This is a genomic window from Variovorax sp. 10N432, from assembly GCF_056394465.1.
In genome coordinates, this window is the sequence record NZ_JBFTHX010000007.1 from 49079 (window position 1) to 68500 (window position 19422).

The 19422-nt window shown below is 68.6% G+C and carries 19 protein-coding genes; 13 read left to right on the top strand and 6 right to left on the bottom strand.

Annotation, left to right across the window (positions count from 1 at the left end; all coding sequences use genetic code 11):
- Nucleotides 1-41: 41 nt before the first annotated feature.
- Nucleotides 42-2183: a RelA/SpoT family protein gene (locus tag AC1DF3_RS10590; RefSeq protein ID WP_286532153.1), complete on the bottom strand. Its 2142-nt coding sequence runs from the start codon at nt 2181-2183 to the stop codon at nt 42-44.
- Nucleotides 2184-2435: 252 nt separating this feature from the next.
- Between AC1DF3_RS10590 and AC1DF3_RS10595 the strand changes: the two genes are divergently transcribed.
- Nucleotides 2436-3206 carry a 3-hydroxybutyrate dehydrogenase gene (locus tag AC1DF3_RS10595; protein ID WP_286531697.1) on the top strand — a complete coding sequence of 257 codons (771 nt, stop codon included), beginning with the start codon at nt 2436-2438 and terminating at the stop codon, nt 3204-3206.
- 17 nt (nt 3207-3223) lie between these two features.
- On the opposite strand, the gene AC1DF3_RS10600 is transcribed toward AC1DF3_RS10595, so the two are convergent.
- Nucleotides 3224-3913 (bottom strand): SIMPL domain-containing protein, encoded by a 690-nt coding sequence (locus tag AC1DF3_RS10600; protein ID WP_478139685.1) that lies wholly within the window; start codon nt 3911-3913, stop codon nt 3224-3226.
- Between the two features lie 64 nt (nt 3914-3977).
- Nucleotides 3978-4274, bottom strand: a complete 297-nt coding sequence (locus tag AC1DF3_RS10605; protein ID WP_478139606.1) for a hypothetical protein — start codon at nt 4272-4274, stop codon at nt 3978-3980.
- Nucleotides 4275-4446: 172 nt separating this feature from the next.
- Between AC1DF3_RS10605 and ompR the strand changes: the two genes are divergently transcribed.
- Nucleotides 4447-5178, top strand: a complete 732-nt coding sequence (gene ompR, locus AC1DF3_RS10610) for an osmolarity response regulator transcription factor OmpR (protein WP_028250078.1) — start codon at nt 4447-4449, stop codon at nt 5176-5178.
- 13 nt (nt 5179-5191) lie between these two features.
- Complete coding sequence (locus AC1DF3_RS10615) at nt 5192-6691, top strand: sensor histidine kinase (protein WP_436411608.1); 1500 nt, start codon at nt 5192-5194, stop codon at nt 6689-6691.
- 18 nt (nt 6692-6709) lie between these two features.
- Here the strand turns inward: AC1DF3_RS10615 and AC1DF3_RS10620 are convergent, their stop codons facing one another.
- From AC1DF3_RS10620 to ispD, 3 genes are all read right to left on the bottom strand, one after another.
- Nucleotides 6710-7369, bottom strand: coding sequence for a hemerythrin domain-containing protein (locus tag AC1DF3_RS10620; protein ID WP_286531695.1), 660 nt, complete (start codon nt 7367-7369; stop codon nt 6710-6712).
- 89 nt (nt 7370-7458) lie between these two features.
- Entirely contained in the window at nt 7459-7965 is a 507-nt protein-coding gene (gene ispF, locus AC1DF3_RS10625) for a 2-C-methyl-D-erythritol 2,4-cyclodiphosphate synthase (protein WP_478139607.1), read from the bottom strand.
- Nucleotides 7962-8672: a 2-C-methyl-D-erythritol 4-phosphate cytidylyltransferase gene (gene ispD, locus AC1DF3_RS10630; RefSeq protein WP_286531693.1), complete on the bottom strand. Its 711-nt coding sequence runs from the start codon at nt 8670-8672 to the stop codon at nt 7962-7964. The genes ispF and ispD overlap by 4 nt, the downstream gene beginning before the upstream one ends.
- A 105-nt stretch (nt 8673-8777) precedes the next feature.
- On the opposite strand from ispD, the gene mfd reads away from it, so the two are divergent.
- The 10 genes from mfd to AC1DF3_RS10680 all read left to right on the top strand — a co-directional run bounded on the left by mfd (nt 8778) and on the right by AC1DF3_RS10680 (nt 19416).
- Nucleotides 8778-12275 (top strand): transcription-repair coupling factor, encoded by a 3498-nt coding sequence (gene mfd, locus AC1DF3_RS10635; protein WP_478139608.1) that lies wholly within the window; start codon nt 8778-8780, stop codon nt 12273-12275.
- Between the two features lie 14 nt (nt 12276-12289).
- Nucleotides 12290-12559: an antitoxin gene (locus AC1DF3_RS10640; protein WP_286531690.1), complete on the top strand. Its 270-nt coding sequence runs from the start codon at nt 12290-12292 to the stop codon at nt 12557-12559.
- Nucleotides 12556-12990, top strand: coding sequence for a PIN domain-containing protein (locus AC1DF3_RS10645; RefSeq protein WP_478139609.1), 435 nt, complete (start codon nt 12556-12558; stop codon nt 12988-12990). Before AC1DF3_RS10640 ends, AC1DF3_RS10645 begins: the two co-directional genes overlap by 4 nt.
- A gap of 12 nt (nt 12991-13002) precedes the next feature.
- The gene (gene serB / locus AC1DF3_RS10650) at nt 13003-13716 is read left to right on the top strand and encodes a phosphoserine phosphatase SerB (protein ID WP_286531688.1); all 714 of its coding nucleotides are present in this window, start codon (nt 13003-13005) and stop codon (nt 13714-13716) included.
- Nucleotides 13717-13721: 5 nt separating this feature from the next.
- Nucleotides 13722-14963, top strand: a complete 1242-nt coding sequence (locus tag AC1DF3_RS10655) for a cystathionine gamma-synthase family protein (protein ID WP_478139610.1) — start codon at nt 13722-13724, stop codon at nt 14961-14963.
- Between the two features lie 120 nt (nt 14964-15083).
- Nucleotides 15084-16574, top strand: a complete 1491-nt coding sequence (locus AC1DF3_RS10660; protein WP_478139611.1) for an alkaline phosphatase — start codon at nt 15084-15086, stop codon at nt 16572-16574.
- A 31-nt stretch (nt 16575-16605) separates the two neighbouring features.
- On the top strand, nt 16606-18117 hold the full coding sequence (locus AC1DF3_RS10665) for an alkaline phosphatase (RefSeq protein WP_286531684.1): 1512 nt from the start codon (nt 16606-16608) through the stop codon (nt 18115-18117).
- Nucleotides 18117-18863, top strand: coding sequence for a hypothetical protein (locus tag AC1DF3_RS10670; protein WP_478139612.1), 747 nt, complete (start codon nt 18117-18119; stop codon nt 18861-18863). The genes AC1DF3_RS10665 and AC1DF3_RS10670 overlap by 1 nt, the downstream gene beginning before the upstream one ends.
- Nucleotides 18864-18906: 43 nt before the next feature.
- Nucleotides 18907-19041 carry a hypothetical protein gene (locus tag AC1DF3_RS10675; RefSeq protein WP_478139613.1) on the top strand — a complete coding sequence of 45 codons (135 nt, stop codon included), beginning with the start codon at nt 18907-18909 and terminating at the stop codon, nt 19039-19041.
- A 63-nt stretch (nt 19042-19104) separates the two neighbouring features.
- The gene (locus AC1DF3_RS10680; protein WP_478139614.1) at nt 19105-19416 is read left to right on the top strand and encodes a HigA family addiction module antitoxin; all 312 of its coding nucleotides are present in this window, start codon (nt 19105-19107) and stop codon (nt 19414-19416) included.
- Nucleotides 19417-19422: the final 6 nt, after the last annotated feature.

The window sequence follows — 19422 nt, forward strand, 5'->3', positions numbered from 1 at the left end:
TTCGAGAGGCCGAAGTATAGCAGGCTTCTGAAGGCACTTTTTCAGCGGCGTCGCGCAGAACGCACACCGGGCACCGCGGCGACCACCGCGAGCACCTGCTTGAGCCGCGTGACGTCGGCGATCTCGACCGTGAAGGTCATCCACGCCGTGCCCTTCACCGACTGCGTCTGCACGCCGATGACGTTCATCTTCTCGCGCGCCAGCACGTCCGAGATGTCGCGCAGCAGGCCCTGCCGGTCGGCCGCCTCGACCGCCACGTCGACCGCGTAGACCGAACCCGCATCGCCGCCCTTCTGCGCGCCCCACTCCACATCGATCACACGCTCGCTGTTCTGCCCCGCCATCGTGCGGAAGTTGCTGCAATCGGCACGGTGCACGCTGACGCCATGGCCCTTGGTCACGAAGCCGCGGATCGCATCCGGCGGCGCCGGCTTGCAGCACTTGGCGAGCTGCGTCATCAGCGACGAGACACCGACCACCAGCACGCCGCCGCGCCCCGACTGCTCGCTGCCGCGCGCCTTCTTGATGACGACGCCGTCGTCCGGCCCCGGCGGCGGCTCGGGCGGACGCAGCAGCATCTCGATGTTGCGCAGCGAGAACTCGTCCTTGCCGACGACCTCGAACAGGTTGTCGGCCGACTTGAAGCCCAGCTGCGACGCGAGGTCGTCGAGCTTCAGTGCGGTCTTGCCCTCGCGCTGCAGCAGCTTCTCGACCGCCTCGCGGCCGCGCGCGACGGTCTCGTGCGTGATTTGTGCGTTGAACCAGGCGCGCACCTTGGCGCGCGCCCGATGACTGACGAGGTAGCCGAGGTCGGCATTGAGCCAGTCGCGCGACGGCCCGCCTTCCTTGGCGGCGATGATCTCGACCGTCTGGCCGTTCTGCAGCGGCGTGTTGAGCGGCACCATCGCGCCGTCGACGCGCGCGCCGCGGCAGCGATGGCCGAGGCTGGTGTGCACGGTGTAGGCGAAATCGACCGCGGTCGCGCCCTGCGGCAGCTCGACGATCGCGGCGTCGGGCGTGAGCACGTAGATGCGGTCGTCGAACAGGCCCTGGCCGCGCTGGCCTCCCGAGAGATCGCGCTCCCAGGCCAGCAGCTGCCGCAGCACCGCGATCTTGGCGTCGTATTCGCCGCTGGCCCAGACGCCCGCGTAGCCCTTGTGGCCAGCCTCCTTGTAGGCCCAGTGCGCGGCCACGCCATGCTCGGCATGATCGTGCATCTGCTCGGTGCGGATCTGGATCTCGATCGGCTTGCCCACATGGCCGCCGACGACCTCGCGCACCACGGTGTGCAGCGACTGGTAGCCGTTGGGCTTGGGCCGCGCGATGTAGTCGTCGAACTCTTCGTCGATCGGCTGGAAGTGGGAGTGCACCCAGGCCAGCGCCGCATAGCAGTCCTTGACGTCGGCCACCACCACGCGCAACGCCATGATGTCGAACACCTGCGCGAAGTCGAGCGACTTGCCGCGCATCTTCTTGACGATGCTGTAGATGTTCTTGGGCCGTCCCTGCACCGTGGCCTTGACGCCCTCGGCCGCCAGGTCGCGCTCGAGGCGGGCGCGCAGTTGCTCCACGTAGCCTTCGCGCTCGATACGCTTCTCGTCGAGCAGGCGCGCGATCAGCTTGTAGGTCTCGGGCTCGAGGAAGCGGAACGACAGGTCCTCGATCTCCCACTTGACCTGCCAGATGCCGAGCCGGTTGGCCAGCGGCGCGAACACCTGCAGCGATTCGCGCGCGACGTTCTCGGGCAGCGGCTGCCTGCTGGCCGCCGCATGGCGCAGGGTCTGCAGGCGCGAGGCCAGCCGCAGCATGACGACGCGCAGGTCGCGCGAGAACGCCAGCAGCATCTTGCGCACGTTCTCGGTCTGGGTGCCGGCGGCCTCCGGCTGCGCGTTCGCCGTCGCCGAGCGGGCCTGCTTCTGCACATGCACGAGCTTGGTGGTCTCGACCGCCAGCGCAGCGAAGTTCTCGCCGAACACCTTGGCGATGACCTCCTGAGGCCGGTTCAGGTGCTGGCACGAATAGACCAGGTAGCTGGCCGCCTGCATGGCCTCGGAACCGCCCATGGCACGCACGATCGCAGCCACGGCATCGGCATGCGCCAGCGTGTTCTCGCCGGTGTCCAGCGTCTCGTCGGCGATCAGGGGCTCGGCGAAGGCGCGCGCACGCGCCAGCATGTTGGCCATCACCGGCGTGCGTTCGGCGGTGGCGGCCGACAGCGGGTAGTCGACCACCAGCGATTCCGACGGCGCCGGCACGTGCAGATTGGATTGCTCGCGCTTCACGGGGCGCCCCGCCTGGAAAGCAAGGGCCGCACGAAGGGCCCGCGAGCTTCACGAGACACGTGAGAAATGGCGGGCGCGGTCATGTAGGAAAAGGCTAAATCGCGATGAAGATAATGGGCTCGTTGCATCCTAATTCATTCGGAGATTGTCATCATGCTCAAAGGCAAAACCGCGCTTGTCACGGGGTCCACCAGTGGCATCGGGCTCGGCATCGCGAAAGCCCTGGCCGGCCAAGGCGCGAACATCGTTCTCAACGGATTCGGCGACTCGGAAGGCCCGAAGGCCGAGATCGCCGCGCTGGGCGTGAAGGTCGAACATCACGGCGCCGACATGAGCCGCGCGGGCGACATCGAGGACATGATGAAGTTCGCCGCCAGCCGCTTCGGCCGCGTCGACGTGCTCGTCAACAATGCCGGCATCCAGCATGTCGCGAAGGTCGAGGACTTCCCGGCGGAACGCTGGGACGCGGTGATCGCGATCAACCTCAGCAGCGCCTTCCACACCACCCGGCTCGCGGTGCCGGCGATGCGCGAGGCCAACTGGGGCCGCATCATCAACATCGCCTCGGCGCACGGGCTGGTGGCGTCGGCGCAGAAATCGGCCTATGTGGCGGCCAAGCACGGCATCGTCGGCTTCACCAAGTCGGTGGCGCTCGAGACCGCCACCACCGGCGTCACCTGCAACGCGATCTGCCCCGGCTGGGTGCTGACCGCGCTGGTCCAGAAACAGATCGACGACCGCTCGGCCCGCGAAGGCATTTCACTGGCCCAGGCGCAGAACGATCTGCTGGGCGAGAAGCAGCCCTCGCTGCAATTCACCACGGTCGAACAGCTGGCCGGGCTGGCGGTGTTCATGTGCTCGCCGGCCGCCGACCAGGTGCGCGGCGTCGCCTGGCAGGTGGACGGCGGCTGGACCGCGCAGTAAGGCGGCCTGCTTGCGGCCTACTTGAGCTGCACCGAGCCCGAGACGTTGACCACCACGTTGGCCTTGCCCGCTTCGATCGGGACCGGCGCATCGGAGGCGGCCTTGGCCATCGCCTCCATCGCCATCATGCGCGGCTGCACCGGTCCGCCCAGATGGGCGTTGACCGACACTTCGCGCAGCGTGTAGCCGCTGAAGCCGAAGCCCTTGGCGAGTTCGTCGGCGCGCTGCTTGAAGTTGTCGATCGCCACGGACTGGGCCTCGGTCTCGGTCTTGGCCTGCTGTTCGCGGCTCAGGCCGAAGCCGACGTTGGCGATCGACAGCGTGCTGATGCGGCCGGCGGTCTGGGTGATGCGCGGGAAGTCGCGCCCTTCGAGCACCAGCGACGCGGTGCCCCGCCAGCCGGTCATCTTGCCCTCGCGGCTGTAGCGCGGCGCCAGGTTGAAGTTACCGGTCCGGACGTCGAGCTGGCCGGGCTGGGCGCTCTTGCGCGCCTCGACCAGCGCGGCATCGAGCGCGGTGCGCAACTGCGTCTGGACGGTCGCCGCGTCAGCGGCTTCGCGGGTGGTGCTGAGCGTCATCGACAGCAGGTCCTGCTGGACCTCGACCGTCGAGTTGGCGGACAGCTGGAGCACGTTCTGCGGCGGTGCGATCGACACGGTCTGGGCCGCGGCAACGCCGGCAGCCATCCAGACGGCACAGGCCGCCATCCATTTGAGATTGTTCAAGTCGGCAATTCCTTGGAAAACGAAAAAGGCCCGCGCGGGCCGCGGCTCAGGGCTGCTGGCTGCGCGGAGCGGGCAACGCGCCGGGAGACGGCGCGTCCGGCATCATGCGCCCGCCCGAAGGCGCTCCAGCCGACTGCGCGAGATTCTGCTTCGGCGCCCATTGCTGGCGCACCTGCTGCCTCAACTGGGCGAGCTCGGCGGGCGTCAGACGCCGACCGGCGCCGGCGCCGCGCCCTTCCCCGCCGGTCGCACCGCCCACCGCCAGCACGCCCGGCGGCCCGGCCCAGGCCGGCAAGCCCGACGTGGCAACCAACAACGACAACATGACAAGCGTGGATTTCATGGCGGCAAATTGTGACGACAAGGTCACTGTGCCATCGCCTTGCAAGGCGCAGACGTCTCACGCGCTAGCGGCCGCAAGTTTTGTAACTTAGTGTCAACACCTAGCCTAAAGCGGGCCAATGAGCCCGCAACGGCTTCAGAATTGGCGTTGTTACAAATTCGGCGTTGTGAAAATGAATCAAGCTCCCGCCCGCACAGACAAGATCGTGATCGTCGACGACGACGCACGCATCCGCGACCTGCTCCGCCGCTACCTCACCCAGGAAGGATTCGAGGTCATCGTTGCCGAGGACGGCAAGGCGCTCAACCGCATCCTGCTGCGCGACACGGTCGACCTGATCGTGCTCGACCTCATGATGCCGGGTGAAGACGGCCTCTCGGTGTGCCGCCGCCTGCGCGCGGCCAATGACCGCACCCCGATCATCATGCTGACGGCCAAGGGCGAGGACGTCGACCGCATCGTCGGCCTCGAGGTCGGCGCCGACGACTACCTCGGCAAGCCCTTCAACCCGCGCGAGTTGCTGGCCCGGGTCCATGCGGTGCTGCGTCGGCGGCCCCCGCTGGAGGCGCCCGGCGCGCCGTCGACCGACAACGAGACCGTCAACTTCGGGCCTTTCAGCTTCGACCTCGGCTCGCGCACCCTCAAGAAGGATGGAGAAGAGCTGTCGCTGACCACCGGCGAGTTCGCGATGCTGAAGGCGCTGGTGCGTCATCCGCGGCAGCCGCTGTCGCGCGAAAAACTGGCCCAGCTGGCGCGTGGCCGCGAATTCGAGCCCTTCGACCGCAGCCTGGACGTGCAGATCTCGCGGCTGCGCAAGCTGGTCGAGTCCGACGCGGCGGCGCCGCGCTACATCCAGACCGTCTGGGGCGTCGGCTACGTGTTCGTGCCGGACGGCACGACCTGAAGCGCTGACGGACGTGGCCATCGGGCCTCAGACCACCCAGCCCAGCCCGCTCGAGGACAGCACCCAGGGCACGCTGCCGAGCCCGCTGGGAAGCATCGGCTCGCGCCGCCGCCGGAAACGGCTGCACCTGGGCCTCAGCCTCTTCTGGCGCACTTTCTTCCTGCTGGTGCTGCTGCTGGTCGGCTGCACGGTGGCCTGGCTGCAGACCTTCCGGGCGCTCGAATACGAGCCGCGCGCGATCCAGACGGCGCACCAGATCGCTTCCCTTGTCAATCTGACGCGGGCGGCGCTGGTCTATTCCGATGCCATCACCCGGGTCTCGCTGATCAAGACGCTGGCCGACCAGGAGGGCGTGCGCATCCTCCCGCGCGAGCCGGGCGACCGCTTCCTGCCCTACACCAGCGGCGCGCTCGACCAGCGCGTGACCGAAGAGCTGATCGCGCGGCTGGGCGAGGGCACCACGGTCGCGAGTCGGGTCAACGACGAGCCGGGCCTCTGGGTCGGCTTCACGATCGAGAGCGACACCTACTGGCTGCTGGTCGACCCGACCCGTTTCAGCCGTCTCGACCGGCGCACCTGGATGATCTGGCTGGCCACCACGATGGCGCTGTCGCTGGCCGGCGCGGCACTGATCACGCGGCTGATCAACCGGCCCTTGAAGCAGCTGTCGCAGGCCACGCTGCAGGTGCGCGAAGGCGAGTACGAGGCCCACCGGCTGGACGAACGGGCCCGCACCAACGAGATCCGGGCGGTCAACGTGGGCTTCAACCGGATGGCCGACCAGCTGGCCAAGATCGAGCAGGACCGCGCCGTGATGCTGGCCGGCATCTCGCACGACCTGCGCACGCCGCTGGCGCGCCTGCGCCTCGAAACCGAGATGAGCGTGGCCGACGAGGACGCGCGCGACCACATGGCGGCGGACATCGCCCAGCTCGACGCCATCATCGACAAGTTCCTCGACTACGCCCGGCCCGACCACGTCGACTTCCGCCCGGTGCTGCTGCGCGACGTGATCGACGCCTGCACCTACGCGGTCCAGGACCACGAGGACATCAAGATCACGGTCGACGTGCCGGCCGACCTGCGGGTGATGGCCGACGAGGTCGAACTGCAGCGGGTGATCTCCAACCTGGTGGAGAACGCGCGCCGCTATGGCAAGACGCCCTCCACCGGCGTGGCCGACATCACGATCCAGGCCCAGGCCCACAACGACGCGGTGCTGATCAAGGTGCGCGACCACGGGGCCGGGGTCGCGGCCTCGATGCTGTCGCAGCTCAGCAAGCCCTTCTTCCGCGGCGACGTGGCCCGCACCTCGGCGGCCGGGGCCGGGCTGGGGCTGTCGATCGTGACCAAGAACATCGAGCGCATGGGCGGGACCTTCGCACTGACCAGCACGCCGGGGCGCGGGCTGGCGGCCCACATCCGGATGCCGCGCGCGGCATCGATCAAGATCGATCCCCTGGCAGCCAAGGACAAGCCGGCGCCCGCGGCGGGACCGTCGAACAAGGCCTAGCGAGGGCGCCAGGCTCGCTCAGCCCCCGTGCGGGCGATGTTCTTCGGAAAACTTCGGCTGCGCGGTGCCGGCGAAAGCTTCGAGCGCCGAACCGATGCCGCCCGATTTTTCCAGCGCGCCGACGATCCTCCTGAAGAGCGGCCGGTAGGCCTCGTCGGCCTCGTAGCCGGTCATCGGGTCGCGGTTCGCGCCGAACGCCGCGTCGAGTTCGGCCCAGTCTGCCGCGCCGAGTACGGCCTCCGCCAGCGGCAGGACCTCCGTCTCCTCGACATGCATGTGCTCCAGGTAGGCGAGGGCGTACTGGCGCATGGCAGCTTCGAACGCCTCCCAGCCGGCGTTGCGCCCCGCGGGATCGCCCAGGACCTGGATGCCGAGCAGCGCGTGCTCGATCTCGCGCAACGCATGTCCGCCGCTCGCATGGTCTCGATCGAGGCGATCGAGGACGGCGTCCAGCTTGTCGTCGCGCCCGCGCAGCCTGGGGAACAACAGCCGGCTTTCCTTGGGGTGGTGGAGCTTCTCGGGAAATTCGCCGATGTAGAAGACCATGGCCTCCAAGGCGGCGAGGTCGGGGACCGTGTTCCGGCGCCGATGCTCCCCGAGCAGCAGGAGAATCGCCCGCAGCATCGCCGAGAGCGCTCGGTGTTCACGCAGGATGATGTCGACGGTGACATGCGTCATGAGGGGCTCCTCCACACGCTGCGGTGCAGCCAGGGCCTTGGCCCCGATGACATGTTCGGTGCAAAACCCGTCGCCTGCCTTGCGCCAGGTCAAGGCATTGCGCTGCCGCCCCCTCGGTGCAGCAGCGCCACGGCGCGCGCTTCCATCGCCCTGCCCTCGCCCACCGGACCGAGCTTCTCGGCCGTCTTGGCCTTGACGTTGACCTGCTCGACCGCCAGGCCGAGCGTCGCCGCAATGCGCTGGCACATCGCCGGGATGTGCGGCGCCAGCTTCGGCGCCTGGGCGATCACGGTGCTGTCGACGTTGCCGATCTCCCAGCCGGCGGCCCGGACGCGGCGCGCCGCCTCGGCCAGCAGCACCGACGAGTCGGCGCCCCTGAACTGCGGATCGGTGTCGGGGAAATGGCGCCCGATGTCGCCGAGGCCGGCCGCACCGAGCAGCGCATCGGTGATCGCATGCAGCAGCACATCGGCGTCGGAATGGCCCAGCAGCCCCATGGCATGGGGCACCTCGACCCCGCCGAGGATCAGCTTGCGGCCGGCCACCAGCTGGTGCACGTCCCAGCCTTCGCCGACCCGGATGTCGCACCCGCTCATGGGCGGCTCCTGCGGCTCTGCAGGATCGCCTCGGCCAGCGCGAAGTCCTCGGCATAGGTGAGCTTGAAGTTCTGCGCGCTCCCCGGCACCAGCAATGGCGCCAGGCCCACGGCCTCGATCGCGCTGGCCTCGTCGGTGACCGCGTCGCCGCTGCGCTCCAGCGCGTCGAGCAGCATCCCGATGCGGAACATCTGCGGCGTCTGGGCCAGCCACTTGTCGGCCCGGGTCGGCGTGCTCGCGACTCTGCCCTCGGGCGTGGCGACCTTGAGCGTGTCCGCCAGCCGATGGGCCAGCAGGCCGCCGACCGCGTCATGCTCGCAGGCCGCGATCAGGGCCTCGATCTGGCTGGGCGTGACCAGGCAGCGCGCCGCGTCGTGCACCAGCGCCCAGTCGTGCGGGCCGGCGCCCAGCTGCCGCAGCGCGCGCAGGCCGTTGCGCACGGTGGCGGCACGGCTGGCGCCGCCGACCCGCAGCAGGTGCTCGCCGGCGGCCGGGAAGCGCGGCAGCGCGCTGCCGACATCGGCATCGTCGGGCGCCACCACCAGCGCCAGGCCGGCGAATGTCCCGGCCAGCGCGCGAAACGCCTCCAGCGTGTGCTCGACCATCGGCCGGCCGGCGATCCGCCGGTACTGCTTGGGGCCGGCGCTGCCGGCACGGCTGCCGGAACCGGCGCAGGGAATCAGGACGAAAAAGCGGGAGGCGGACATGGAGAGCGAGGGCGGCCAGCGGCAAAAGGACAGCCATTCTAGAATCGACCCCCTGCACACCCCTCGCCGGCCGGCGCGGGGTGTTGTGCATTTCCCGGGCACTTCATGGACCTACCCCACCTCACCGCGGGCAAGCGCTTCACGCTGCCGCGCCCTCCGCTGTCAGCCGATGCGCTGATGCTGGCGCAACTGGCCGAGCGCGAAAAAGCGGCCGGCCGGGCCACCGCCGTCTTCACCGCCGATGCCAACGACGCCCAGCGCCTGATCGACGAGATCGCCTTCTTCGCGCCCGAACTGCGCTGCGCCCTGTTCCCCGACTGGGAGACCCTGCCCTACGACAGCTTCTCGCCGCACCAGGACCTGATCAGCGAACGGCTCGCGACGCTCTGGCGCATCAGCCAGAAAGAAGCCGATGTCGTGCTGGTGCCCGCCACCACCGCGCTCTACCGGCTGGCGCCGCCGGCCTTTCTCGCCGGCTACACCTTCCAGTTCAAGAGCGGGCAGAAGCTGCAGGACTCGAAGCTCAAGGCCCAGCTCACCCTGGCCGGCTACACCCACGTGACGCAGGTCGTGAGCCCGGGCGAGTACGCGGTGCGCGGCGGCCTGATCGACCTGTTCCCGATGGGCTCGCCGGTGCCATTCCGGGTCGACCTGTTCGACGACGAGATCGACTCGATCCGCACCTTCGACCCCGACACCCAGCGAAGCCTCTACCCGGTGCCCGAAGTGCGGCTGCTGCCGGGCCGCGAGTTCCCGATGGACGACGACGCCCGGGCGCGCTTTCGCAGCCGCTGGCGCGAGCTGCTGGAAGGCGATCCGACCCGCAGCCGGATCTACAAGGACATGGGCAACGGCGTCGCCACCGCCGGCATCGAGTACTACCTGCCGCTCTTCTTCGAAGAGACCGCGACCGTCTTCGACTACCTGGGGCCCGACGCCACGGTGGTGCTGCACGGCGACCTGGAGCCGGCCTTCCAGCATTTCTGGCAGGACACGGGCGAGCGCTACCGCCTGGTGCAAGGCGATCCCGAACGGCCTGCGCTGCCGCCCCAGGCGCTGTTCCTGAACGCCGAGCAGTTCTACCAGCGGGCCAAGCCGCACCCGCAGCTGGCGATCCGCGGCGAAGCCGAAGCCGATGCACCGCCCTATGCCGAGTTCGACGTCCTGCCGCCGTTCGCGGTGGTGCGCGGCGCGGACGACCCGCTGGTCAAGCTCAAGGAACACATCCGCAGCACGCCGCACCGCGTGCTGGTGATCGCCGAGAGCGACGGGCGGCGCGAGAGCCTGCTCGATTTCCTGCGCGCCAGCGGCGTCGGGCCGCCGGCCTTCGACTCGCTGGCCGAGTTCGAGGCCCAGCCCGACGAGAAGATCGGCATCGCGACCGCGGCCCTGGTGGCCGGCTTCGCGTGGCGCGAACAGGGCATCGACTTCGTCACCGAGACCGAACTCTTCGCGACCGCGCCGGCCACCCGCCGGCGCAACAAGAAGCAGGAGCAGGTCAGCGACGTCGAGGCGCTGATCAAGGACTTGAGCGAGCTCGCGATCGGCGACCCGGTGGTGCATTCGGCCCACGGCATCGGCCGCTACCGCGGACTGGTCAACATGGACCTGGGCCAGGGCAAGGACGCCGAGGGCAAGCCGCTGCTGCAGGAGATGCTGCACCTGGAGTACGCCGACAAGGCCACGCTCTACGTCCCGGTGTCGCAGCTGCACCTGGTGAGCCGCTACACCGGCGTCAGCGCCGACGAGGCCCCGCTGCACAAGCTGGGCTCGGGCCAGTGGGAGAAAGCCAAGCGCCGCGCCGCCGAGCAGGTGCGCGACTCGGCCGCCGAACTGCTCAACATCTATGCCCGGCGCGCCGCGCGCGAGGGCTACGCCTTCCGCTTCTCGGCCGCCGACTACGAGGTCTTCGCCAACGACTTCGGCTTCGACGAGACCGCCGACCAGAAGGCCGCGATCCATGCCGTGATCCAGGACATGATCTCGCCGCAGCCGATGGACCGCCTGGTCTGCGGCGACGTCGGCTTCGGCAAGACCGAAGTCGCCCTGCGCGCCGCCTTCGTGGCCGTGACCGGCGGCAAGCAGGTCGCCTTCCTGGCGCCGACCACCCTGCTGGCCGAGCAGCACTACCAGACGCTGGTCGACCGCTTCGCCAAGTGGCCGGTCAAGGTCGCCGAGATGAGCCGCTTCCGCTCCGCCAAGGAGATCACCGCGGCTGCGAAGGGACTCGCCGACGGCAGCGTGGACATCGTGGTGGGCACGCACAAGCTGCTGTCGCAGTCGGTCAAGTTCAAGAACCTGGGGCTGTTGATCATCGACGAGGAGCACCGCTTCGGCGTCCGCCACAAGGAGGCGATGAAGGCGATGCGGGCCGAGGTCGACGTGCTGACGCTGACCGCCACGCCTATCCCGCGCACGCTGGGCATGGCGCTCGAAGGCCTGCGCGACCTGAGCGTGATCGCCACCGCGCCGCAGCGGCGGCTGGCGATCAAGACCTTCGTTCGCAACGAGGGCACCGGCGTGATCCGCGAGGCGGTGCTGCGCGAGCTGAAGCGCGGCGGCCAGGTCTACTTCCTGCACAACGAGGTCGAGACCATCGAGAACCGGCGCCAGAAGCTGGAGCAGATCCTGCCCGAGGCGCGGATCGCGGTGGCCCATGGCCAGATGCCCGAGCGCGAGCTCGAGCGCGTCATGCGCGACTTCGTGGCCCAGCGCTACAACCTGCTCCTGTGCTCGACCATCATCGAGACCGGCATCGACGTGCCGACCGCCAACACGATCGTGATGAGCCGCGCCGACAAGTTCGGCCTGGCGCAGCTGCACCAGCTGCGCGGCCGGGTCGGCCGCAGCCATCACCAGGCCTATGCCTACCTGATGGTGCCGGACATCGAGGGCCTGACCAAGCAGGCGGCGCAGCGGCTCGACGCGATCCAGCAGATGGAAGAACTGGGCTCGGGCTTCTACCTCGCGATGCACGACCTGGAGATCCGCGGCGCCGGCGAGGTGCTGGGCGAGAACCAGAGCGGCAACATGATGGAGATCGGCTTCCAGCTCTACAACGAGATGCTGGCCGAGGCGGTGCGCTCGCTGAAGGCCGGGCAGGAGCCCGACCTGCTGGCGCCGCTGTCGGTCACGACCGAGATCAACCTGCATGCGCCGGCCCTGCTGCCCGACGACTATTGCGGCGACGTCCACCTGCGGCTGTCCTTCTACAAGAAGCTGGCGACCGCCAAGACGCCGGACCAGATCGACACCTTGCTCGAGGAGATCGTCGACCGCTTCGGCAAGCTGCCGCCGCAGGCGCAGACGCTGATCGACGTGCACCGGCTGCGCGTGCTGGCGCGGCCCTACGGCGTGATCAAGGTCGATGCGGCGCCGGGGGTGATCCACATCACCTTCAAGAAAGACCCGCCGATCGACTCGATGAACATCATCCACCTGATCCAGAAGAACAAGCACATCAAGCTCGCGGGCAACGAGAAGCTGCGCATCGAGCGCGAGCTGAAGGAGCCCAAGGAGCGGGCGCAGATGGTGCGCGACGTGCTGCGCAGCCTGGGCCAACCGCGCAGCGAGGATGCCGCGTTGGCATATGCAAAGGCATAGGCTAAACTGAGCGGATGTCGTCGACACTGCCTCCGCCCCGCCACGTCCGGCTGTTTCGCAATGGCGCGAACCAGGCCGTACGGATTCCGCGCGAGTTCGAGTTGCCGGGCAACGAGGCTCTGATGCGTCGCGAAGGCAACACGCTGGTGATCGAGGCCGTGAGTCCGCCGCAGAAAGGCACGCTGGCCGGCCTGGCCTCCGTGCTCGCCACCATGGACACGCTCGACGAGGACTTTCCGGACGTGGACCTCGGGCTGCGGCCGCTGGACGACATCGACCCATGACCGCGCTGGGCGGCGCTGCGCCGCTGCATTTGCTCGACACCAACATCATCTCCGACCTGATGCGCCATCCGGCCGGCAAGGTGGCCGACAGGATCCGGGCACTGGCCGCCGAACGGCCCGACGGCGAGGTTTGCACCAGCATGGTGGTCGATGGCGAACTGCGCTTCGGCTTGGCGCGCAAAGCCTCGCCGCGGCTGAACGAGGCCTACGCGCGGACGATGTCGATGATCGAGGTGCGCGATCTTCCGGCTTCGGCGGCGCAGCTCTACGCCGATGTCCGGACGCACCTCGAACTGCGCGGCATGCCGATCGGCCCCAACGACATGCTGATCGCGGCCCACGCCCTGGCGCTCGACGCGACGCTCATTACCGACAACGAAGACGAGTTCCGGCGCGTTCCCCATCTGAAAATCGACAACTGGCTCCGCTGAGCGACCTGCTCCATGTACTTCCCCCAAAAACTCTCCCCCGGCCTCGTCGTGCAGCGCTTCACGCCGCCGCTCGCGCTCGCCGACTTCAAGCTGATCGCGTTCGACATGGATTCGACCCTGATCAACATCGAATGCATCGACGAAATCGCCGATGCGGTCGGCAAGAAGGCCGAGGTCGCGGCCATCACCGAGGCCACGATGCGCGGCGAGATCAAGGACTTCAAGGAAAGCCTGCGGCGGCGCGTGGCGCTGCTGAAGGGCGTTCCGGTGGCGGCCCTGCAGCAGGTCTACGACCAGCGCCTGCAGCTCAATCCGGGGGCGGAGCAACTCGTTCTGGCCTGCAAGGCTGCGGGGCTCAAGGTGCTGCTGGTGTCGGGCGGCTTTACCTTCTTCGCCAACCGCGTGAAGGATAGTCTGGGCATCGATTTCGCACGCTCCAACTTGCTCGACGAAGCCGACGGCCTGCTCACGGGCGAGGTCGTGCAGCAGTCCTGGGGCGACATCTGCGATGGCGCCGAGAAGCGCCGCACCCTGCTCGAGGTGGCCTCGCTGCTGGGCATCTCGGCGGCCGAGACGATCGCCGTCGGCGACGGCGCCAACGACCTGCCGATGATGGGCGAAGCCGGCCTCTCGGTGGCCTTCCATGCGAAGCCGCTGGTGCGCGAACAGGCGATGGTGGCGATCAACGAAGGCGGGCTCGACCGCCTGCTCGAAGTGCTCCGGTGAGCCCCATGGCCGACGACAAGCGCCCGCCGTCCGTCTCCGCGACCCTGCACAGCGACCGCCGCGGCGGTGTCGAGCACGGCGCGATCCACAAGCCGATCCACACCTCGGTGCAGTACGGCTACGAGCGCACCGAAGACCTGATCGGCGTCTTCCAGGGCACGCTCAAGAACAGCTTCAGCTATGCCCGCCAGGGCACACCGACCACCGCCGCGCTCGAAGCCAAGCTGACGCAGCTCGAGCAAGGGCTCGGCAGCATCTGCTTCTCCAGCGGCATGGCGGCGCTGAGCGCGGTCTTCCTCACCTTGCTGCGCGCCGGCGACCACGTCGTCTCGAGCCATTTCGTGTTCGGCAACACCAACAGCCTGTTCGGCACGCTGGCCGGACTGGGCGTGGCGGTCGACAAGGTCGATGCGGGCTCGGTCGACCGCGTGCGCGACGCCCTGCGGCCGCAGACGCGCATGGTGTTCGTCGAGACCATCGCCAACCCCGGCACCCAGGTCCCCGACCTCGAGGCGATCGGCGCCTTGTGCCGCGAGCGCGGACTGCTCTACGTGGTGGACAACACGATCACCTCCCCCGCCCTGTTCCAGCCGCGCAGCGTCGGCGCCGGGCTGGTCGTGAACTCGCTGACCAAGACCATCGCCGGCCACGGGGCGGCGCTGGGCGGCGCGGTCACGGACACGGGCGAGTTCGACTGGCAGGCCTATCCCAACATCGCCGCCAGCTACCGCGGGCTCGACCCCCGGCAATGGGGACTGCAGCAGATCCGCAAGAAGGGGTTGCGCGACATGGGCGGCACCCTGGCACCCGAGCAGGCCCACCGCATCAGCCTGGGTGCCGAGACGCTGGCGCTGCGGGTGGCGCAGACCAGCGCGACCGCGCTGGCGCTGGCGCGCTTTCTCGAAGTCCATGCGGCGGTCGCCAGGGTGCACTACCCGATGCTCGCAAGCCATCCGCAGCATGCGCTGGCGACGAAACACTTCCAGGCCGGGTCCTGGCTGCTGGCTTTCGAACTGCGCGACAGCAGCCGCATGCCGGCCGCGCTCGACCGCCTGCAGCTCGCCATCAAGGCCACCGGCCTCGGCGACAACCGGACGCTGGTGATCCCGGTGGCGCCGACGATCTACTGGGAAGCAGGCCCCGTGGTGCGCGCCGAGATGGGGATCGCAGACGGACTGGTCCGGGTCTCGGTCGGGCTCGAAGCCGCAGACGAACTCATCGCAGATTTCGGACAGGCGCTGGCCTGATCACCTCGATCCGGTCAGGCATTGGTCAGTTTCACGGCCGAGTCACATCCTTTTTCTAGAGTCCCCTGCATTCACGGCGCCGGACATGGGGTCCGGTGCTTTCGAATCTGAGGAGCATCAATGAAGAAGAAGGTGATCTATCCGTCGCTGCTGGGCCTGGGCCTGAGCCTGCTGGTGACGGCATGCGGGGGCGGGAGCAGCAACGGCGGCAGCCTGCCGGTCGCAGTCGGCGGCACGGGCGGCGGCACGACGACCCCGGCGCCGGCCGCCCCGGCACCCGCCCCGCGGGCCAAGAACGTGATCTTCTTCCTGGGCGACGGCATGGGCATCACGACCATGACCGCCGCGCGCATCTACCAGGTCGGCGAGGACGGCGAGCTCACCATGGACAAGCTGCCCGAGACGGCCTTCGTCCACACCTATTCCAACGATGGCCAGGTGACCGACAGCGCGCCCTCGATGGCCGCCTACATGACCGGCGTGAAGATGAACAACGAGGTCATCTCGATGTCGCCCGAGACCCGGGCCGTCGACGCTGCCGGCAAGGCCTACCACCTCAACTTCGACAGCACCTGCCCGGGCACCGGCAACGGCGTCGCGGTCGAGACCCTGCTCGAGGGGATGGGGGCCGCGGGCTACGGCACGGGCGTGGTCAGCACGGCCCGCATCACGCACGCCACGCCGGCCACCACCTATTCGCACGTCTGCCACCGCGATGCCGAGAACACCATCGCAGCGGCGCTGGTGCCCGGCGGCGCCGGCTACAACGCCAGGCTGGGCCAGGGCATCGACGTGATCCTCGGCGGCGGCAGCAGCTACTTCACGCCCAAGGAAGACGGCGGCACTCGCAACGACAAGCGCAACCTGGTGAAGGAACTGCAGGCCGCGAAGTACAGCTTCGCCTCGAACAAGTCCGAGTTCGACAAGCTGCCGGTCGACGGCACGCGAATCGCCGGCCTGTTCACCAAGAGCCACATGAGCTACGACCTCGACCGCGACCCGGCCAAGGAACCGAGCCTGTCGGAAATGACCGGCAAGGCCATCGACGCGCTGGCGACCAAGAAGTCGGGTTTCTTCCTGATGGTCGAGGGCGGGCGCATCGACCATGCGCTGCACGCGACCAACGCGCGGCGAGCGCTGCAGGACACGGTGGCTTTCGACGATGCGATCAAGGCCGCCCTCGACAAGATGGAAGCGCTCGACCCGGGCCTCGCGAACACGCTGATCGTGGTCACGGCCGACCACGACCATTCGCTGCAGATGAACGGCTATGCCAAGCGCACCGGCAAGACCGAGCCCGGCAAGCCCGGCGTGCTCGGCCTGGTGAAGAGCTATGTCAACGGCGCGTCGACCACCGACGTCGACGGCAACCCCTACACGATCCTCGGCTTCGGCAACGGCCCCAATCGCCTGCCGACCCGCGGGCCGATCGACGACGCCACGCTCGAGAGCCCGGACTACCTGCAGGAAGCCGTGGTCCCGCTGGCCAGCGAGACGCATGGCGGCGGCGACGTCTTCCTCGGCGCCAAGGGCGTCGGCGCCGACGCGTTCAAGGGCGCGCTCACCAACAACGACGTGTTCGGCCTCATCAAGACCGCCACCGGTCTCTGAGCCCACACCCATCCAGATCAGGAATCCATCGATGACTCCCACCATTCGAAGCATCAGCCTCGCCGTTTCCCTCGCGCTCACGGGCCTGGGCGGCAGCGCCCACGCCGCCGGAGAGGCGAAGAACGTGATCTTCTTCCTCGGCGACGGCATGGGCCCCGTGACCGTGACCGCCGCGCGCATCTACAAGGGCGAGAAGCAGCTGGCGGCCCAGCCCGGCTCGCTGGTCTCGGCCGAACGCGCCAAGCTGACGATGCAGTCGCTCGGCTACGCTGCCCGCGTCAAGACCTTCTCGAAGGACGGCCAGACCACCGACAGCGCGCCCTCGATGGCCGCCTACATGACCGGCGTGAAGATGAACAACGAAGTCATCTCGATGTCGGAAGACACCGCGGCCTACGCACCCGATGGCTCGCAGTACATCAGCGGCGAAGACACCACCTGCAGCGCGACCAACGGCAAGCCCGCCGCCACGCTGCTGGAAATGGCGAAGGCCCAGGGGCGCTCTGTCGGGGCGGTCTCCACCACCCGCGTCGGGCACGCGACGCCGGCCGCCACCTATGCGCACATCTGCAACCGCAACGCCTACAACACGATCGCCGAGCAGTCGGTGCCAGGTCATGCGCGCTACAACGCGGCGCTGAAGGACGGCGTCGACGTGCTGCTGGGCGGCGGCCAGCGCAACTACCTGCCGAAGTCGACCTACGCGGCCAGCAAGCGCACCGACAACGTCAACCTGGTGACGGCGATGGAGGTCAAGGGCTACACCTACGTCGACACCGGCAGCAAGCTGGCCGCGCTCGACACCACTGCGACGACCAAGCTGCTGGGCCTGTTCTCGGCCAGCGAGATGGCCTACGAACTCGACCGCGTGAACCAGAACCTCGACCAGCCCAGCCTGTCGCAGATGACAGAGAAGGCGCTGCAGGTGCTCAGCCGCAACGACAAGGGCTTCTTCCTGATGGTCGAAGGCGGCCGCATCGACCATGCACTGCACGGCAGCAACGCCAAGCGGGCGCTGGAGGACACGCTGGCGCTGGACCGCGCCATCGACACCGCGCTGGCCTTCATGGAGAAGAAGGACCCGGGCCTGAAGAACACGCTGGTGGTCGTCACGGCCGACCACGACCACGCGATCGCCTTCAACGGCTACAGCAAGATCAACAACCCGATTCTGGGCAAGGTGCGCGACTACCAGACCGGCGACCTGGCCAAGGCCTCCGACGGCAAGCCCTACACCACACTGGTGTTCGGCAACGGCGGGCGTCCGAACGCCACCGTCGGCAGCGACGTCAATGCCGAGGACGGCAACAAGCCGTGGGTTGCGCCGCCGCGCGGTGCCACGCGCGACGACCTGACCAACGTCGACACCACGCAGGACAACTTCCTGCAGGAAGTGGGCATCAACCTGGGCACGCCGGGCTCCGAGACCCATGGCGGCGGCGACGTGATGCTGTTCGCGGGCGGCGCCGGCGCCAGGATCTTCAAGGGCACGATGGACAACACTCGGGTGTTTTCCAAGGTCAAGGAAGCGGCCGGTCTCTGATGGCAAGGCACTCGAACCCCCTGGGCGCCCTGGCGCTGCTGGCGACGCTGCTGGCCGGCGGCGCCGCCGCGCAGCCCGCCGCGGCACCGCCGGTCGCCGTCACCACGGCCGCGGTGGAGGCCGCGCCCCCGGTCGATCTGCGCGTGACGCATGTCAGCCGCTCGGTCGGCGTCGACGGCGTGACGCGCGAGACCCGCTACACCAACCGCATGTTCCGGCGCACCGGCACCGTGTGGACCGAGCGCGAGCTCCCCGAGGGCCTGCGCGCGAGCCTCGGACACGGCCATCCGCATGCGCACGGCCCGCACGCCGGCCATGCCCACGACGAAGCGCAGGGCGCGCCCCTGCGCATCACGCGCCGGTCGGATGGCAGCGAGCTGGTGGAGGTGGTGCTCGACCAGACCCGCCGCGTCATCGAGGTCGACCGCGCGCACCACGGCAACGTGGGCTACGGCGGCTCGTGGGATGCGGCTTACTGGCTGATCGCGCCAGCCCAACTGCAGCGCATGGCGCGCGTCGGGGCCGTCCGCGACGGCGTGCAGCGCTGGCGCGCCGTCCAGGGCGAAAACACGACTGTGGTGGACTGGGACGTGGCGGGCCAGTTTCCGCGCCGCATCGAGCGCAGCGATGCGCACGGCACCTCGTTCTACCTGCTGACGGCGACCCGCCTGCCGGCGCCGAAGCCGGAGCCCTGGGCCGCGAGCAAGGGCTACGACCGCGGGGACTACTCGGACTTGCTGGACTGACCGCCAACTCGCACGGGGTGATGCGGCTGTCACCAACGACGACATGGGCTCGCCGCCCGGCAACGATCTGAAGCACTACGATGGCTTCTTGCACATCAGGATCAACGACCAGTGGCGGCTAGCCTGGAAGTGGGACGGCGACAGTCCCGAAGAAGTGAAGATTTACGACCCTCATTGAAGCGCGCGGCAAAAGCAATTCCGCAAGATGCGAACGCCCTGTGTGGCAGAAAGGCAAGAAGCCATGGTCAAGAATGGAATGCGTCCGGTACATCCCGGCGAAACGCTCCGGGAGGACTTTCTGGAGCCCCTGAAGATGAGCGCCAGCGCGCTCGCAAAGGGACTGCACGTCGCAGCGCCGACCGTGAACGACATCGTGCGCGAGAAGCGCGGCGTGTCCCCCCTGATGGCGCTGCGCCTGTCCCGCTACTTTGGCGGCTCGGCGCAATGGTGGCTCAACATGCAGAGCGTCTACGACCTCAAGATGGCCGAGAAAGCGGCCGCGAAGCAAATCGAGAAAGAGGTCCGCCCGCGCGAGCACGCGGTCGCCGGCTGAGAGCCC

Excerpts from the sequence above, each read along its gene's own strand:
- AC1DF3_RS10645 (WP_478139609.1), top strand. The coding sequence starts at position 12,556 with ATGACCGCGCTGGGCGGCGCTGCGCCGCTGCATTTGCTCGACACCAAC.
- AC1DF3_RS10660 (WP_478139611.1), top strand. The coding sequence starts at position 15,084 with ATGAAGAAGAAGGTGATCTATCCGTCGCTGCTGGGCCTGGGCCTGAGC.
- AC1DF3_RS10670 (WP_478139612.1), top strand. The coding sequence starts at position 18,117 with ATGGCAAGGCACTCGAACCCCCTGGGCGCCCTGGCGCTGCTGGCGACG.
- ispF (WP_478139607.1), bottom strand. The coding sequence starts at position 7,965 with ATGAGCGGGTGCGACATCCGGGTCGGCGAAGGCTGGGACGTGCACCAG.
- AC1DF3_RS10675 (WP_478139613.1), top strand. The coding sequence starts at position 18,907 with ATGGGCTCGCCGCCCGGCAACGATCTGAAGCACTACGATGGCTTCTTG.
- AC1DF3_RS10665 (WP_286531684.1), top strand. The coding sequence starts at position 16,606 with ATGACTCCCACCATTCGAAGCATCAGCCTCGCCGTTTCCCTCGCGCTC.
- AC1DF3_RS10640 (WP_286531690.1), top strand. The coding sequence starts at position 12,290 with ATGTCGTCGACACTGCCTCCGCCCCGCCACGTCCGGCTGTTTCGCAAT.
- mfd (WP_478139608.1), top strand. The coding sequence starts at position 8,778 with ATGGACCTACCCCACCTCACCGCGGGCAAGCGCTTCACGCTGCCGCGC.
- AC1DF3_RS10680 (WP_478139614.1), top strand. The coding sequence starts at position 19,105 with ATGGTCAAGAATGGAATGCGTCCGGTACATCCCGGCGAAACGCTCCGG.
- ispD (WP_286531693.1), bottom strand. The coding sequence starts at position 8,672 with ATGTCCGCCTCCCGCTTTTTCGTCCTGATTCCCTGCGCCGGTTCCGGC.
- serB (WP_286531688.1), top strand. The coding sequence starts at position 13,003 with ATGTACTTCCCCCAAAAACTCTCCCCCGGCCTCGTCGTGCAGCGCTTC.
- AC1DF3_RS10655 (WP_478139610.1), top strand. The coding sequence starts at position 13,722 with ATGGCCGACGACAAGCGCCCGCCGTCCGTCTCCGCGACCCTGCACAGC.
- AC1DF3_RS10620 (WP_286531695.1), bottom strand. The coding sequence starts at position 7,369 with ATGACGCATGTCACCGTCGACATCATCCTGCGTGAACACCGAGCGCTC.
- AC1DF3_RS10595 (WP_286531697.1), top strand. The coding sequence starts at position 2,436 with ATGCTCAAAGGCAAAACCGCGCTTGTCACGGGGTCCACCAGTGGCATC.
- AC1DF3_RS10600 (WP_478139685.1), bottom strand. The coding sequence starts at position 3,913 with ATGGCGGCCTGTGCCGTCTGGATGGCTGCCGGCGTTGCCGCGGCCCAG.
- AC1DF3_RS10590 (WP_286532153.1), bottom strand. The coding sequence starts at position 2,183 with ATGGCCAACATGCTGGCGCGTGCGCGCGCCTTCGCCGAGCCCCTGATC.
- AC1DF3_RS10605 (WP_478139606.1), bottom strand. The coding sequence starts at position 4,274 with ATGAAATCCACGCTTGTCATGTTGTCGTTGTTGGTTGCCACGTCGGGC.
- ompR (WP_028250078.1), top strand. The coding sequence starts at position 4,447 with ATGAATCAAGCTCCCGCCCGCACAGACAAGATCGTGATCGTCGACGAC.